At 38.6% G+C, this 14,200-nt stretch carries 11 protein-coding genes; 4 read left to right on the top strand and 7 right to left on the bottom strand.

Features of this window, described 5'->3' with window-relative positions:
- Positions 1-73 precede the first annotated feature (73 nt).
- Positions 74-340, top strand: coding sequence for a phosphocarrier protein HPr (locus IGL80_RS11425; RefSeq protein ID WP_002355551.1), 267 nt, complete (start codon positions 74-76; stop codon positions 338-340).
- Positions 340-2,067, top strand: a complete 1,728-nt coding sequence (gene ptsP, locus IGL80_RS11420; protein WP_002358686.1) for a phosphoenolpyruvate--protein phosphotransferase — start codon at positions 340-342, stop codon at positions 2,065-2,067. Before IGL80_RS11425 ends, ptsP begins: the two co-directional genes overlap by 1 nt.
- A gap of 44 nt (positions 2,068-2,111) precedes the next feature.
- On the opposite strand, the gene IGL80_RS11415 is transcribed toward ptsP, so the two are convergent.
- The 3 genes from IGL80_RS11415 to IGL80_RS11405 are packed head-to-tail and all read right to left on the bottom strand — an operon-like array spanning position 2,112 to position 6,394.
- Positions 2,112-3,191, bottom strand: coding sequence for a DUF916 and DUF3324 domain-containing protein (locus IGL80_RS11415; RefSeq protein ID WP_002404767.1), 1,080 nt, complete (start codon positions 3,189-3,191; stop codon positions 2,112-2,114).
- A gap of 35 nt (positions 3,192-3,226) precedes the next feature.
- Entirely contained in the window at positions 3,227-3,964 is a 738-nt protein-coding gene (locus IGL80_RS11410; RefSeq protein ID WP_002358689.1) for a WxL domain-containing protein, read from the bottom strand.
- 54 nt (positions 3,965-4,018) lie between these two features.
- Positions 4,019-6,394, bottom strand: coding sequence for a hypothetical protein (locus IGL80_RS11405; RefSeq protein WP_002358690.1), 2,376 nt, complete (start codon positions 6,392-6,394; stop codon positions 4,019-4,021).
- 263 nt (positions 6,395-6,657) lie between these two features.
- Between IGL80_RS11405 and tig the strand changes: the two genes are divergently transcribed.
- Both tig and IGL80_RS11395 read left to right on the top strand, forming a co-directional pair.
- Positions 6,658-7,941 (top strand): trigger factor, encoded by a 1,284-nt coding sequence (gene tig / locus IGL80_RS11400; RefSeq protein WP_002355556.1) that lies wholly within the window; start codon positions 6,658-6,660, stop codon positions 7,939-7,941.
- Between the two features lie 111 nt (positions 7,942-8,052).
- Positions 8,053-8,715: a hypothetical protein gene (locus IGL80_RS11395; protein WP_002355557.1), complete on the top strand. Its 663-nt coding sequence runs from the start codon at positions 8,053-8,055 to the stop codon at positions 8,713-8,715.
- Between the two features lie 44 nt (positions 8,716-8,759).
- Here IGL80_RS11395 and IGL80_RS11390 read toward each other — a convergent pair whose 3' ends face one another.
- The 4 genes from IGL80_RS11390 to IGL80_RS11375 form a co-directional block, all read right to left on the bottom strand.
- The gene (locus IGL80_RS11390) at positions 8,760-10,682 is read right to left on the bottom strand and encodes a PTS fructose transporter subunit IIABC (protein ID WP_002358691.1); all 1,923 of its coding nucleotides are present in this window, start codon (positions 10,680-10,682) and stop codon (positions 8,760-8,762) included.
- Between the two features lie 23 nt (positions 10,683-10,705).
- Positions 10,706-11,623, bottom strand: a complete 918-nt coding sequence (gene pfkB / locus IGL80_RS11385) for a 1-phosphofructokinase (protein ID WP_002358692.1) — start codon at positions 11,621-11,623, stop codon at positions 10,706-10,708.
- On the bottom strand, positions 11,620-12,372 hold the full coding sequence (locus IGL80_RS11380; protein ID WP_002381250.1) for a DeoR/GlpR family DNA-binding transcription regulator: 753 nt from the start codon (positions 12,370-12,372) through the stop codon (positions 11,620-11,622). The genes pfkB and IGL80_RS11380 overlap by 4 nt, the downstream gene beginning before the upstream one ends.
- Positions 12,373-12,510: 138 nt before the next feature.
- Positions 12,511-14,070, bottom strand: coding sequence for a ClC family H(+)/Cl(-) exchange transporter (locus IGL80_RS11375; RefSeq protein ID WP_002358694.1), 1,560 nt, complete (start codon positions 14,068-14,070; stop codon positions 12,511-12,513).
- Positions 14,071-14,200 lie beyond the last annotated feature (130 nt).

The following is a 14,200-nucleotide window of genomic DNA, read 5'->3' as shown; positions in this document are numbered from 1 at the left end:
GTTTGATTTTAGCGTATCAAGAAAGGAAAACCCTAACATAAAAATTTTTTATTTACGAAGGAGACCGATTTATATGGAAAAGAAAGAATTTCACATTGTAGCAGAAACAGGAATTCACGCACGTCCAGCTACTTTATTAGTACAAACTGCAAGCAAATTTAACTCAGATATTAACTTAGAATACAAAGGTAAATCTGTTAACTTAAAATCAATCATGGGCGTTATGTCTTTAGGCGTTGGTCAAGGTTCTGACGTAACAATCACTGTTGATGGTGCTGACGAAGCTGAAGGAATGGCAGCAATCGTTGAAACATTACAAAAAGAAGGATTGGCTGAATAATGTCTGAGATGCTAAAAGGGATTGCCGCAAGTGATGGCGTTGCTGTTGCTAAAGCTTACCTGCTAGTTCAACCTGACTTGTCTTTCAACAAAACTTCCGTAGAAGATACTGATGCAGAAGCAACTCGCTTAGACGATGCTTTAGCAAAATCTACTGAAGAGTTGCAAGCAATTCGCGACAAAGCAGCTCAAAGCCTTGGTGAAGCAGAAGCGCAAGTTTTCGATGCTCATTTAATGGTTTTATCTGACCCAGAAATGGTTGGTCAAATCAAACAAAATATCCAAGACAACAAAGTCAATGCAGAAGCTGCCTTGAAAGAAGTTACGGATATGTATATTGGTATGTTTGAAGCAATGGACGACAATGCTTACATGCAAGAGCGTGCAGCAGATATTCGTGACGTTGCCAAACGTATCTTAGCACATTTATTAGGTGTGACTCTTCCAAATCCTTCAATGATTAACGAAGAAGTAATCGTGGTTGCCCATGACTTAACACCTAGTGATACTGCACAATTAGACCGTACGTATGTTAAAGCCTTTGTTACAGACATCGGCGGACGTACTTCTCACTCAGCAATCATGGCTCGTTCGTTAGAAATCCCTGCAATCGTTGGTACAAAAGAAATTACTGACAAAGTAAAAGCAGGCGATATTTTAGCAGTGAACGGAATCATTGGGGATGTTATTATTGACCCAACGGATGCTGAAAAATCTGAATTTGAAGCAGAAGCAAAAGCTTATGCAGATCAAAAAGCAGAATGGGATAAACTAAAAAATGCAGAAACCGTGACAGCTGACGGCAAACATGTTGAGTTAGCTGCAAACATTGGTACACCAAAAGATTTAGAAGGCGTACACAAAAACGGCGGCGAAGCTGTTGGTTTATATCGTACAGAATTCTTATACATGGATTCATCTGACTTTCCAACTGAAGAGGACCAATACCAAGCGTATAAAGCAGTTCTTGAAGGAATGGAAGGAAAACCAGTTGTGGTTCGTACAATGGATATTGGTGGGGACAAAGAGCTTCCTTACCTAACATTACCACACGAAATGAACCCATTCTTAGGTTACCGTGCATTACGTATTAGCTTATCAGAACTAGGTGACGGCATGTTCCGTACACAAATGCGTGCATTATTACGTGCGTCTGTTCATGGTAACTTACGTATCATGTTCCCAATGGTTGCTACTTTGAAAGAATTTAGAGCAGCGAAAGCAATCTTTGAAGACGAAAAACAAAAATTAGTCAACGAAGGTGTTGAATTTTCAAACGATATCCAAGTAGGTATTATGATTGAAATTCCAGCAGCTGCCGTATTAGCTGATAAATTTGCCAAAGAAGTTGACTTCTTTAGTGTTGGAACCAACGACTTAATCCAATACACAATGGCGGCAGACCGTATGAACGAACGCGTTTCTTACTTATACCAACCATACAACCCATCAATCTTACGTTTAATTAAAAATGTAATTGATGCAGCACACGCTGAAGGTAAATGGGCTGGTATGTGTGGTGAAATGGCGGGCGATCAAACAGCTGTTCCATTACTATTGGGTATGGGCTTAGATGAGTTCTCAATGAGTGCTACATCTATCCTTAAAACACGTAGCTTGATGAAACGTCTAGACACAACTAAAATGGCTGAACTTGCTGACCGCGCATTAAAAGAATGCGACACGATGGAAGAAGTCGTTGCATTAGTTGAAGAATATACAAAATAATTAAGTGGTTATGAAAGCACATCGACAATTGTCGATGTGCTTTTTTATTGTTGCGCTTCACGTATTTTTTTCTTGAAATAATAAATCGTGCTTCCCAAAATGAATAGAAAAACCAGCGTGATGCTACTCACCAGTTTCCAAGGGAAATTGGTGTGTTTTTCAGGTGGGAGGTTGACGGCGGTAGCATTGTATTTTTTAGCTTCTTTTTCTTGGATGACTAAGTGTTTTTCCCACGAATAGTCTTGATAGCCATCGTTTACTTTGATTTTTACAGTATAATTTCCAGGAACAAAAGGTTGTTCCTTTAAGTCAATCCGATAATTAAAATTTGTATTAGGGGCCATTGTTAACGACTCTTGGTGATTTTCGTAGCGAGGTTTAGCTTCTTTTTCATAATATAAAGAGGCATCGACTTGTAATTTTTTAATCATAGCCGCTTGTTTGTTTTGGAGATTCATTAATACGCGGTTACGACCGTTAGCTTGATCGGTTTTTACTTCATTTAAAGATAATTCTGGCTGAACAGGTTCATCTGTTTCACTAAGTAAGACGCCGACTACATAAGAAAAACGATTATTGATGGCCACACCGTTTTCTGAGTGAGCAGGTTGTTCATCTGACTTTTGTTCAAAGTAGAGTCCTCCTAAAACATACCCATTAAATGGTTTTTCCGGTAAAATAAGCTGACATTCAACAGTCTTGGTTGAGTGTTTAGGTAGTTGGATTTCTTTTGGTAATTGCGCAATCTCATTAAAAGTAAAAGGTGCAGATGGGTCTTTTTTTGTTTCAGCATGAGAATAATCTGCCAAGCCATTATCATTAGTAATCGCTGCATTAGCTGAAGCTAGCACGGTAATGTCGTTGGCTGTTTGATTCGTTAGTTCGATTTGTAGCTTTTGTGTTTGGTTTGGAGCGACACGTAGATCAAAATAACTTGTTTCTTTGGTTCGTTGATTGTCGGGTAAAATGGCTTTTACAGAAAAAGTCATTTCGCTTGCTTCTACAGAATAAGAGCCAATAAAAAATAAAAAAATGATGATGCTAACAGCATGAAGCCATTTAAAAAGCTGCTGATTCATAGTGTGCACTCCTTTTTGACAATTTTTTATAACAAGGTATTGCATGAAGTTGTTTCATGCAATACCTTGTTTGTTTTCTTTTAAAGTGGTGTATCATCCAAAATCCAAGTAAGCGTTGTTTTATATTGTTTAGCTGCAACTTTTTTCGTTGTCGCAGGAACAGTTAATTGAATGCCTTGAGCAGCGGTCGCTCCGCTACCAAAAGCTAATGTCCAAGTGCCCATTCCTGTTGAAAGAGCGGCAGTCGCCACAGGAGAAGTGGCGGCACCAGTTGGATCCAAGGTTACTGGGACCGTTAATGGCGCCAAAGAAAGTAACTGTGTTGAATTGGGTGTTGCTGCTAAAAAGGTCAAGGATGCATTATCCAAAACAGCGGGTGTTGAATCACTTGTAGCAAATTGCGCACTCTGTTTAACTGATAATTTCCAGCCAAGATTTAGACCACGTTTGTCAGTTACTTGAACATAGTTTGGCACGCTAATTAAATCGCCAGTACTATTTTGCACTTGGTCTAGTTGTGCCGAATAGATTGCTGTACCGGCTTGAATTTGTTTTGATCCAAAATGGATATTTGAAACATAGTCAATACTAAGGGGTCCGGCTGTACCAGGTTGATGAGGATCAGCAGGATTAGGTGTCACAGGCTGAGAAGGGTTCGTCGGGTTGACAGGTGGCGTGACAGTATTATCAAGAGCAAACGTAATATCAGCGTTGGATTGAATAGAAGCGACTTGAGCTGCTTCAACTTTTGGACTATTTAAAAGCATAAGAGGCGTAGCAACGAACAAAATGCTTGAAATGCGCACGATCTTTTTCATTTTTTATTCCTTCTTTCTTGTTTATTTTTAACTTTTAAAAAAGCTAAATCCTAATTAGAGGGGTGTATCAGAAAGAATCCATTGTAATTCGGCAGTGTAAGATTCTTTGACCGTTAAATTAAGGTCAGGAGCAACGCTTAAAAAAAGTCCATTTTGTTGGTTCCAAGGAATTTCTACATTGTTATCGTCCGTTGCGGTGTGTTGATAAACTTCGGTTGCTAAAGAGGAGAGAGGAAAATCACTGCCATTTTTTCGATAGATGAAAGCTTGCTGGATCGTTTTATTTGTAGAAGTTGAATGCATGGGCTGACTCTCTCTTACCAACAAATGCCATGGTGTTTTTGCAACTCGACCATCGGCAATGAGGAAAGGAGCGCTGATGGTCGATGGTGAGTATATGGTTCGTTTGCTGGGGAAAGGTAAATTTTTAAAGGAAACTGTAGTTGGCATCTGCACAAAACGGAGGGTACCGTTTTTGATAGGTAAAGATTGTTCTTTAGTGATTGGCGTAATTGGCGTTCCGCCACCATCATTGCCAGTAACCGTGCTAGAAAATAAAAGAAATTGGTTTATCCATTCTTCTGTAACCGTTGCTGTATATTGTAAGGTGAATTGTGTATTGGCTTCCGTAAAATTATCTGCTGGCAGCGAATTATGATAACTCCAATACGGCAAACCAGTGGAACTATCAGTTAAAAGTTGAAGCCCAGCTATTGGCGTACTTAAACCTGCTGCTGATTGTTTTGTTAATGTAGCAGCTGAAAGTTGGGACAGTCCTTTAGGCACCGTTGCTCGTAATTGCTGATTCATCCACGTTGCTGGTTGATTGGTTAAACGTGTGGTTAACGTAAAACGAATGATTTGACCACTTACGACAGAGTTTGCAGCTTCCCAGAGCCCTTGTGCATTTTTCCGCTCAATGATTTGCGTAACCGTTAGTTGAGGCACAGGATAAGCAACTGTTTGAGAAACAGTAGAACTGGTTAACAAAGGCAGGCCAGTGCGATTGCTGAGACCTTGGACCCACAAGCTGACCGTTTCTCCCCCTTGGAAAGTGGGTAAATTAGCAAATTGAAAATGGCCATTGGAATCTAAGGACGTTGTGGAAATAGAACCACCATTTATTTGTACTTTAACTTGATAGGTTCCGTTAGATACTTGAGAAGCTTTACCTGAAAGTTGAGTTGAGCCGGCATTAGCGACTACGTTTGTGACTGGTTGGATTGACCAATTGACACTTTGGTCAGCTGAGGGGCTGCTTTGAATATAGTCGGTTGACGTTTTTGAACGAGCAAAGACAATTGTAGAGAGCGTGTCGCCATATTCTAATGGTGAAGCTAACGATGTCGAGAAATTTCCGGCTGCATCGACAGAAATCCCTTTCACCACAATGGGGGTAGTGGTGCCATCATGGCGGTTCAAGGTTAATTGAACAGAGTAGTTATAGTTTGGGTCTTGTACTTGTTGAATGGTCCCTGTTACAGTAGTGTCCAGATGATTTGGTTGAGTTAGTTTGGCTGGTGTGACTTGAGGAACGGGATAATTACCTAAACTAAGTTGAGCTTTGCTAATTATGCCTGTTTTTGTATTATTCCCAATAATAATATTAATTGCGCCTAATCCAGTGCCGACATCTGTAAAGGTTCCTCGAATCGGATAGTCTTTGCCGTTAAGAGCAGGAGGGATTGAAATTCCTCGTTTATAAAGTGCGCCCACATCAAACGAAATGGCGGCAGACCATTTGGTTCCGGGAAGTAACACCAAGGTGCTACTTGGAAAAGTCAGATAAACAGAATGATAAGTGCTACTATAAGAGAGGCTGACGCCGTTAGTTGAACTGTGAATATCTTGAGTGGCTGTTCCTGGATAACTGACAGTCCCTGTTAAAAGAGTCAGAAAATCTTGTTGCTTTAGAGTGTCGTTATCTAACTGGCTTGAAATTTCTGTAGGAAGTTGAATAGCAATAATCGGTCGATCATTAATTGCTAAGCCGATAAGTGTCACACTGTATTCATACGAAAGTGTGATAATATCTTGGTTATACGTTCCCGTGCTTAAGGTACTTTTTAAGGTGCTATTACCAACAGAAACACTAGCTGGCGTAGGTGCCATAGGTTCATCGTTTTCAGAGGAAGCATGGGTTTGCTCGGTTTCTTGTTCCACGATATCGGTTGCTTGAGTTGTTTGTTGTTCTGTTGAAACTGAAGTAAATGTTTCACTAAAAGTAGAGGCGTGAGTTGTAGGGTTCAGTGTTTCAGAATGAGCTATCAAAGGTTGAGTCAGCGATAAAAAAAGCCATGATATGATGCAAGAAAAGATTCTCCATACGAACTTATTCAAAACCATCCTCTCCTTTTTTGATATTATATGTATAATGACGAAAATATATAATGTGTAAATATTAAGTACATACATTCTATAATGGGCCATTCATAAAGTAAAGCGATTACATCCGATGGTGAACAAGATATTTTGTTCACAATCTTTTAGTGTTTTAAGAAGGAAATTTCTCGAAATTCTATGCTTTTTTAATCCGAAAAAATTAAAAAACTGATAGTTTGCTAAAAATCGAGTCTTTCTTTCACTTCTTAGCACTTAAAATATTTACATTTTCCTAGGGATAGTGTACTATTTAAAGGTATGCATAAATAAAGTTTGATGTATAAAATTAAATGTTATTCGGAGGGAAACAAATGTCTGCGAAATGGGAAAAAAAAGGCACTAATGATGGTGTATTAACTTTTTCAATCGAACAAGCAGTAATCGAAAAAGGATTAACGCAAGCGTTCAATAAAGTGAAAAAAAACTTAAACGTACCTGGTTTCCGTAAAGGAAAAGTATCACGTACTGTTTTTAACCGTATGTATGGAGAAGAAGCGTTATACGAAGATGCGTTAAACGCTGTTTTACCAGAAGCATATGAAGCGGCTGTATTAGAAGCAGGAATTGAACCAGTAGCACAACCAAAAATTGATGTTGAAAGCATGAATAAAGGGGAAGACTGGGTTATCACTGCTGAAGTAACTGTAAAACCTGAAGTAAAATTAGGTGAATACAAAAACTTAACAGTGTCTAAACAAGACCGTGAAGTAACAGATGAAGACGTGGAAGCACGTTTGAAACGCGAACAAGAATCTCAAGCTGAATTAGTAATCAAAGAAGATGCCGCTGCTGAAAATGGCGACACTGTAGTTATCGACTTTGAAGGCTTCTTAGGCGACGAAGCATTTGAAGGCGGCAAAGGCGAAAATTACTCATTAGAATTAGGTTCTAATTCATTTATTCCAGGCTTTGAAGACCAATTAGTTGGCAAAAAAGCTGGCGAAGAAGTAGAAGTAAACGTTACTTTCCCTGAAGATTACCAAGCAGAAGATTTAGCTGGTAAAGAAGCAGTTTTCAAAGTAACTGTTCATGAAGTAAAAGCAAAAGAATTACCAGAATTGGATGATGAATTTGCAAAAGACGTTGACGATTCAGTAGAATCATTAGACGAATTAAAAGAAAAATTCCGTAAAGAATTGACAGAAGCAAAAGAAGCAGCAGCTGAAGAAGCAAAAGACGAAGAAGCAATTCGTTTAGCTGTTGAAAATGCTGAAATCGTTGAATTACCACACGTAATGGTTCACGACGAAGTTCACCGTTCAATGGATGAATTCTTAAACAACATGCAACGCCAAGGAATTTCTCCTGAAATGTACTACCAATTAACTGGTTCTACAGAAGAAGATTTACACAAACAATTTGAAGGCGAAGCAGAAACACGCACAAAAACAAACTTAGTGATTGAAGCAGTTGCCAAAGCTGAAAACATCGAAGTAACACAAGAAGACATCGATGCTGAAGTGAAAGATTTAGCAGAACAATACAACATGCCTGAAGCGCAAGTACGTAAAGTATTAAACAACGACATGTTAGAACACGATATTCGTATGAAACGTGCTGTTGAAACAATTACTGAAACAGCTGTTGAAAAATAAACATTTTTAATAAGCTCTTCATTCGATAGAGTTTTCTAAAACTGTAGATGGAAGGTGTCTTTCATCTACAGTTTTTTTCATATAAAATAACTTTTGAAAGGGTGTGTCAAAATGGATAAAAATTATTCGAAAATTAAATATGGATTAGTGGTGTTTGGCATCTTATGCTTGACGTACAATCTCTGGGAATTTTTTACGGCTAAGTATTCAACAAAACAAGGTGTGACGTTTGTTATCGAATGTTTACTTGGAATTGGTCTAATCTTTTTACCGGATCTTGTCAATAAATTTTTAAAAATTATTATGCCACCGACTATCGTTTATTTTTACTGGTTTTTCTTATTTATTTCAGTATTCCTAGGAACCTCGTTGCATATGATTTCAATCATTTCGTTCTGGGATAAAATTTTACACTTTGTTAGTCCGATGCTGTTAACTGCTGTTGGTTATGGTATTGCTGCTTTCCTATTGAAGAAAACGAAGTACGCCGATGTTTCCCCGTGGTTATTTTTATTATTTGGGTTTGCATTTGCAGGGCTTTGTGGCGTCTTCTGGGAATTCTGGGAATTTATCTGCGATTCATTAGGGAACATGAACTTACAACGCTATAATATGTCCAACGGCCAACCATTTATTGGGCGTGCTGCTTTAATGGATACGATGGGGGATTTATTTACCAATACCCTTGGGGCCTTTGTGATGGGCGTGTACACGTATATCAGAAGCAAAGGAAATCCTGAGTATTTAGAAAATTATGCGATAAAGAGAAAATAATAAAAAAGCGATTCAACCATGGTTGAATCGCTTTTTTGCTTTTTTTAAGCAGGTACTTCGACAGGTTTTTTCAAAAGTCCGTAGACAATTCCTGAAATAATCGCCCCAATTAAGATGAACAATAGATATAGTAATGGATTACTTAATAGGAAGACGACGAAGATTCCTCCATGTGGTGCCAATAATTTGATACCAAACGCACCAACCAACGCACCAGTAAAGGCAGAACCTACCACGAAACTTGGAATCACACGTAATGGGTCAGCTGCTGCAAAAGGAATTGCCCCTTCAGTGACAAAAGAAAGTCCCATTACAATATTGGTTAAGCCGGCATCTTGTTGATCTTTTGTAAATTTATTTTTAAATAAACGAGTTGCTACGAAAATTGCTAATGGAGGAACCATTCCGCCAGCCATTACAGAAGCCATGACCACGCTGCCACCTTCTGCAACAGTACTTGCTAGCGTAGCTGTACCGAAAACATAAGCAGCTTTGTTAACTGGTCCACCTAAGTCGATGGCCATCATACCAGCTAATAAGGCACCAAGTAAAGCAGCATTTGTGCCATCTAAGCCAAGTAGGAAATGATTTAACGCATCATTAATTGCTTTCATTGGGATGTTAATGACTAACATTAATAAGCCTGTAATAATCAAACCAAAAACTGGATAGAATAAAATGGTTTTAATTCCATCTAATGATTTTGGCAAGCCTTTGAAAACTTTACGTAAAAGAACCACTACATAACCAGCTAAGAAACCACCGATTAGGGCCCCAAGGAACCCAGCTCCTCCGGCGTTTGCTAATGCACCAGCCGCGAAACCAGCAACTAAGCCTGGACGATCCCCGATACTAGAAGCAATAAAACCAGCTAAGACAGGTAACATAAAGCCAAATGCTGCGCCACCAATTTGGTTAAACCAGCTAGCTACGTCATTGTAATTCCCTAAATTGGCTAATTGATCTTGAGGAACCCCGATAAATTGATCAATCATAAAGGAAAGAGCAATGGCAATTCCGCCACCAATAACGAAAGGTAACATATGAGAAACACCATTCATTAAATCTTTATAGATACGAGAACCGATTGAACCTTCCGCTGAATCCTCTTGGTCGCTTGCAGCCGAGTCACTGCCATGGAAAGTAGGAGCTTCACCACTAATGGCTAAGTTAATTAGTTCTTCAGTTTTACGAATTCCATCACTGACGGGACGATTGACTAATTTTTTACCATCAAATCGATTCATTTCTACTTTTTTATCGGCTGCGACAATCACGCCATCAGCACGAGCAATATCTTCAGCAGTTAAACGATTTTTAATTCCTTCTGAACCGTTTGTTTCTACTTTAATGTCTACGCCCATTTCTTTTGCTTTTTTCTTCAGCGCATCTTCGGCCATGTAAGTATGAGCAATTCCTGTAGGACAAGCAGTCACAGCAATAATATATTTACGATTGCTTTCTGGTGCTGGCGTTGTTTGTTCTTGTTCTGCTTTTTCTTCCGCTTCTTTTTGATCTTCCGCTGCTTGGAAAAGTGCTTGTACAGCTTCTGGAGTTTCCGCTTCTTTCAATTTGCCAACAAATTCTGGATCGATAAGTAATCGAGAAAGGGCCGCAAGCGCTTGGAGATGTGTATCATTGGCGCCTTCTGGAGCAGCAATCATGAAGAATAGATAAGTAGGTTGTCCATCTAGTGCTTCATAATCAACACCTTTTTTACTTTTAGCAAAAAGAACTGTCGGTTCTTTTACGGCACTATTTTTTGCGTGAGGCATAGCGATGCCGTCGCCTAAACCAGTCGATGTTTGTGCTTCGCGTTTTAAAATTCCTTCTTTGTAAGTGTCAATGTCAGAGATGCGGCCACCATCGTATAATTTTTGGATCATTTCATCAATCGCGCCTTTTTTATCAGTAGCTTGTAAATCCATAATCATGACATCTTTTATTAATAAATCATTAATGTTCACTCTATTTTCCTCCCTTAGTGGATTTATTCTGAAATTTTTTCAATTGTTACTTCGTGAATAAGTTCTTGGATAAAATCTTCTGAGGCTAAATCATCAGAAAAAGCAGTCGCGCTACCGCAAGCGACACCCCATTTGAAAGCCTCTAAAGGATCTTGTGTTTTTGAAAAGTTGCCAATAAAACCAGCAATCATTGAGTCGCCAGCGCCGACAGAATTTTTCAGTGGACGTTTTAAAACGTTGGAACGATAAACACCTTCTGTTGTGAAAAGTAATGCACCATCACCAGCCATTGAGATAATTACGTGTTGTGCTCCTTCTTCTAGTAACCGATGTCCATAAGGTAAAATATCTTCAATACTTGTAAAGGTTGTATGATATAATTCTGCCAACTCATGATTATTTGGCTTGACCAATAAAGGCTTTTGTGACAAAGCGTTCATTAAATCTTCACCTGTCGTATCAATAACAAATTCTGCGCCTTTTTCCTTCACAATTTGGATTAATTCTTCGTAAAATCCTTTGCGTAGAGAAGCAGGTGTACTTCCTGAAAGAACAACAATATCACCAGCCTGAACACGACTAACTGCTTGTTTTAGTTCTTGAATTTCTTCGTTTGTTAGAGCAGGTCCTAAGCCGTTAATTTCTGTTTCAGTATCTGATTTCAATTTAATGTTGATTCGTGTATCAGCAGACACGGGAGTGAAATTCGTTTGGATTTCTTCTTTTTTCAACCAATCGGCAATGAATGAGCCTGTAAAACCACCTAAAAAACCTAAGGCAGTGGATTCTGTCTCCATACGTTTTAAAATACGTGAAACGTTGATTCCTTTGCCGCCAGGTAATTTAAAATCATTCGTCATCCGATTTAAATCACCAATTTGTAGATGATCGACATGAACGATAAAGTCGATAGAAGGGTTTAAAGTCACTGTGTAAATCATTTGTTTGCCTCCATTAAAATAGTTTTTTGCTGGAATCCTTGAAGCGATTCAGCAGGGCAGTAGTCAGTTAGTAAAGTAACTGACTCTAATTCTTCCACTTTGGTAAACGTTACTTCATTAAATTTTGTATGATCCAGTAAAACATAGGCTGTTTCTGCTTGATGAATAGCCAAGGCTTTTAGCGCTGCTTCTTCGGGATCAGGCGTCGTTAAACCAAACTCTAAATGTGCGCCGTTAGTTCCTAAAAAAGCTTTGTTAAAACGAAAATGTTGTAGCTGTTCCATACTAGTGGCACCAATGATTGCTTTAGTGGAGAGCTTCAAAGTACCACCAAGCATAATAGTGGGAATTTCCATATCGCTAAGTTTTGCAGCATGATGTACGGAATTCGTCACTACATGGATTTGTTTCCCAACTAAAAAAGGGATCATTTCTAACGTGGTTGAACCAGCATCTAAATAGATCATATCGCCATCTTGTACACAACTAGCGGCTAAAGAAGCAATCTTTTGCTTTTCGTGCGTGTTTTTGATTGATTTTTCCGTCATGTTTTGTTCAAAGCCTAAATTAAGAATACGCTTAGCGCCGCCGTGAATGCGTTCTAACAAATTGGCGTCTTCTAATTCTTGTAAATCGCGGCGGATTGTGGATTCTGAAGCATTGAACAAGCTAGCAAGTTCTTGTGATTTGACGACTGATTTTTGATCTAACAATTGTAAAATTTTTTGATGTCGTTCTTCCGTAAGCATTTTCATCCCTCATTTCATGGATATAATAGCACAAATGAAAACGCTAATCAATCTAAAACGGTCAAAAACATTCAAAAAAATTAAAAAACAGTCATAAGAAAAAAAGAAAGCTGCTGAACCTGAGTTCAGCAGCTTTCTTTAATTCACTAAATCATTCGGTAAAGTTTTTTGATAAATCTCTTTTTTGACTTGGTAAGCGAGTTTTTCATCGGTCAAAATAATGAGCACATCGCCAACATGCATAACAGTATCACCATGTGTTAAAATTTCCGATTCACCACGGCGAATGGAAGTGAGCAACATTTGTTTAGGCCAGACAAAATCACGTACCATCGTATCATCTAAGGAACTTTCTGCAGTGATAGGTAATTCGATAATCGTTTTGTGGCCACGAATATTACTTACTTTAGAAGGAACCAAACGTTCTAATAAGCTTTCATAAATTGGCTTGCCGCCAAGACTATCGATGGTAATATAACTAACTAAAGCAACAACCCCTAAAGACATTAAATGAGAAAAATTGCCGACCATTTCTGTTACTAAAATAATCGCTGTTAACGGTGCTTTACCAATCGCAGTAAAATAACCAGCCATGGCAAAAATTAAAAAGTTTTTCACAAAAATTGGATCCATCCCTACGTATTGGACAAGTAGACTGCCATACAATGTTCCGATAATGGCACCTAAAGTTAGAATAGGCAAGAAAATACCACCAGGGAGATTCGAACCGTAAGAAACCATTGAAAAAACAAAACGTAAAACCAGTAAGCCGACTAAAGCCCAAATAGTGGCCGGTTGATTGCCTAAAGCTAAAACAATTTGATTCCCACCGCCAAGTAAATGTGGAAAGAAATAACCAATCGGTAAAATCAAAATAAAAGGAACAAAACCATAATAATTAGAAGAAAGGCCTTTGATTTTTCCATATACTTTTGGTAAGGACAACAATGTTTTTTGATATATCCAACCTAATAATCCTAGCAAAACGCCCAGCAGGACTAATGTCCAATAGTACTCTAAAGGCAAAGATTTAACCGGACCAATATAAAGAACTGGCTGCAATCCGAAGAAATGCAAAGAAACAAAGTTAGCGGAAATGGCCGCAGAAAAAGAGGTTAACCAAACTAAAGGTGAAAAGGAATGGTGAACCTCTTCTAGAACAAATAAAAGTCCTGCGATTGGTGCGTTAAAAGCGGCGGCTAAACCAGCACTGGCACCACTACTGATTAAAATTTTTTCTTCAGACTTGGTGCTTTGCCGCCATTGACTATAGCCTTGTCCAACCACTGCACCTAGTTGAATTGAAGGACCTTCACGTCCCAAAAATAGCCCAGGACTAATCGCTAAGATCCCACCGATAAATTTTTTCCAAAGCACTGGAAACCAGTGAATTTCTAATTGACCTTGAAGTTGTCCTTCCACTTGGGGGATGCCACTGCCTTTAATTGCTGGTTCGCTTTTGATCAGTCGTCCTAATAAATAAGCAAGCACGAGAGAAAATAAGAACCAAGGAATCATCCAAAAGGGTTTTTCGTGAAACGTTTGATACAGATGCACGACTTGTTCGCCAATTTTTTCAATGCCTAAGCGAAATAAGCTGACAACAAAGCCGACCAGGATTCCGACGACGATGCCTTTAAGGATAAAGCCGATTCGGGTACCATCTAATTGTTTAATTTCATGTACATCATTATTCATTTCATTTTTAGCCTCCATCACTACTTACTAATGTACTGCGGTTTGACTTGATTTACAAGAAAATTTCATATAAAAAGAAAAAGATTTTTTGTTCTTTTCTAAAGAACTTCAAAGGGATTTTTGGTATACT

This window comes from Enterococcus sp. DIV2467a (assembly GCF_050532945.1).
Lineage (GTDB): Bacteria > Bacillota > Bacilli > Lactobacillales > Enterococcaceae > Enterococcus > Enterococcus faecalis.
This window is presented reverse-complemented; position numbering and strand designations above follow the sequence as displayed.

Bases quoted from the DNA above. Each gene is read 5' to 3' on its own strand.
- IGL80_RS11425 (WP_002355551.1), top strand. From the start codon at position 74: ATGGAAAAGAAAGAATTTCACATTGTAGCAGAAACAGGAATTCACGCA.
- ptsP (WP_002358686.1), top strand. From the start codon at position 340: ATGTCTGAGATGCTAAAAGGGATTGCCGCAAGTGATGGCGTTGCTGTT.
- IGL80_RS11415 (WP_002404767.1), bottom strand. From the start codon at position 3,191: ATGCAATACCTTGTTATAAAAAATTGTCAAAAAGGAGTGCACACTATG.
- IGL80_RS11410 (WP_002358689.1), bottom strand. From the start codon at position 3,964: ATGAAAAAGATCGTGCGCATTTCAAGCATTTTGTTCGTTGCTACGCCT.
- IGL80_RS11405 (WP_002358690.1), bottom strand. From the start codon at position 6,394: ATGGCCCATTATAGAATGTATGTACTTAATATTTACACATTATATATT.
- tig (WP_002355556.1), top strand. From the start codon at position 6,658: ATGTCTGCGAAATGGGAAAAAAAAGGCACTAATGATGGTGTATTAACT.
- IGL80_RS11395 (WP_002355557.1), top strand. From the start codon at position 8,053: ATGGATAAAAATTATTCGAAAATTAAATATGGATTAGTGGTGTTTGGC.
- pfkB (WP_002358692.1), bottom strand. From the start codon at position 11,623: ATGATTTACACAGTGACTTTAAACCCTTCTATCGACTTTATCGTTCAT.
- IGL80_RS11380 (WP_002381250.1), bottom strand. From the start codon at position 12,372: ATGCTTACGGAAGAACGACATCAAAAAATTTTACAATTGTTAGATCAA.
- IGL80_RS11375 (WP_002358694.1), bottom strand. From the start codon at position 14,070: ATGAATAATGATGTACATGAAATTAAACAATTAGATGGTACCCGAATC.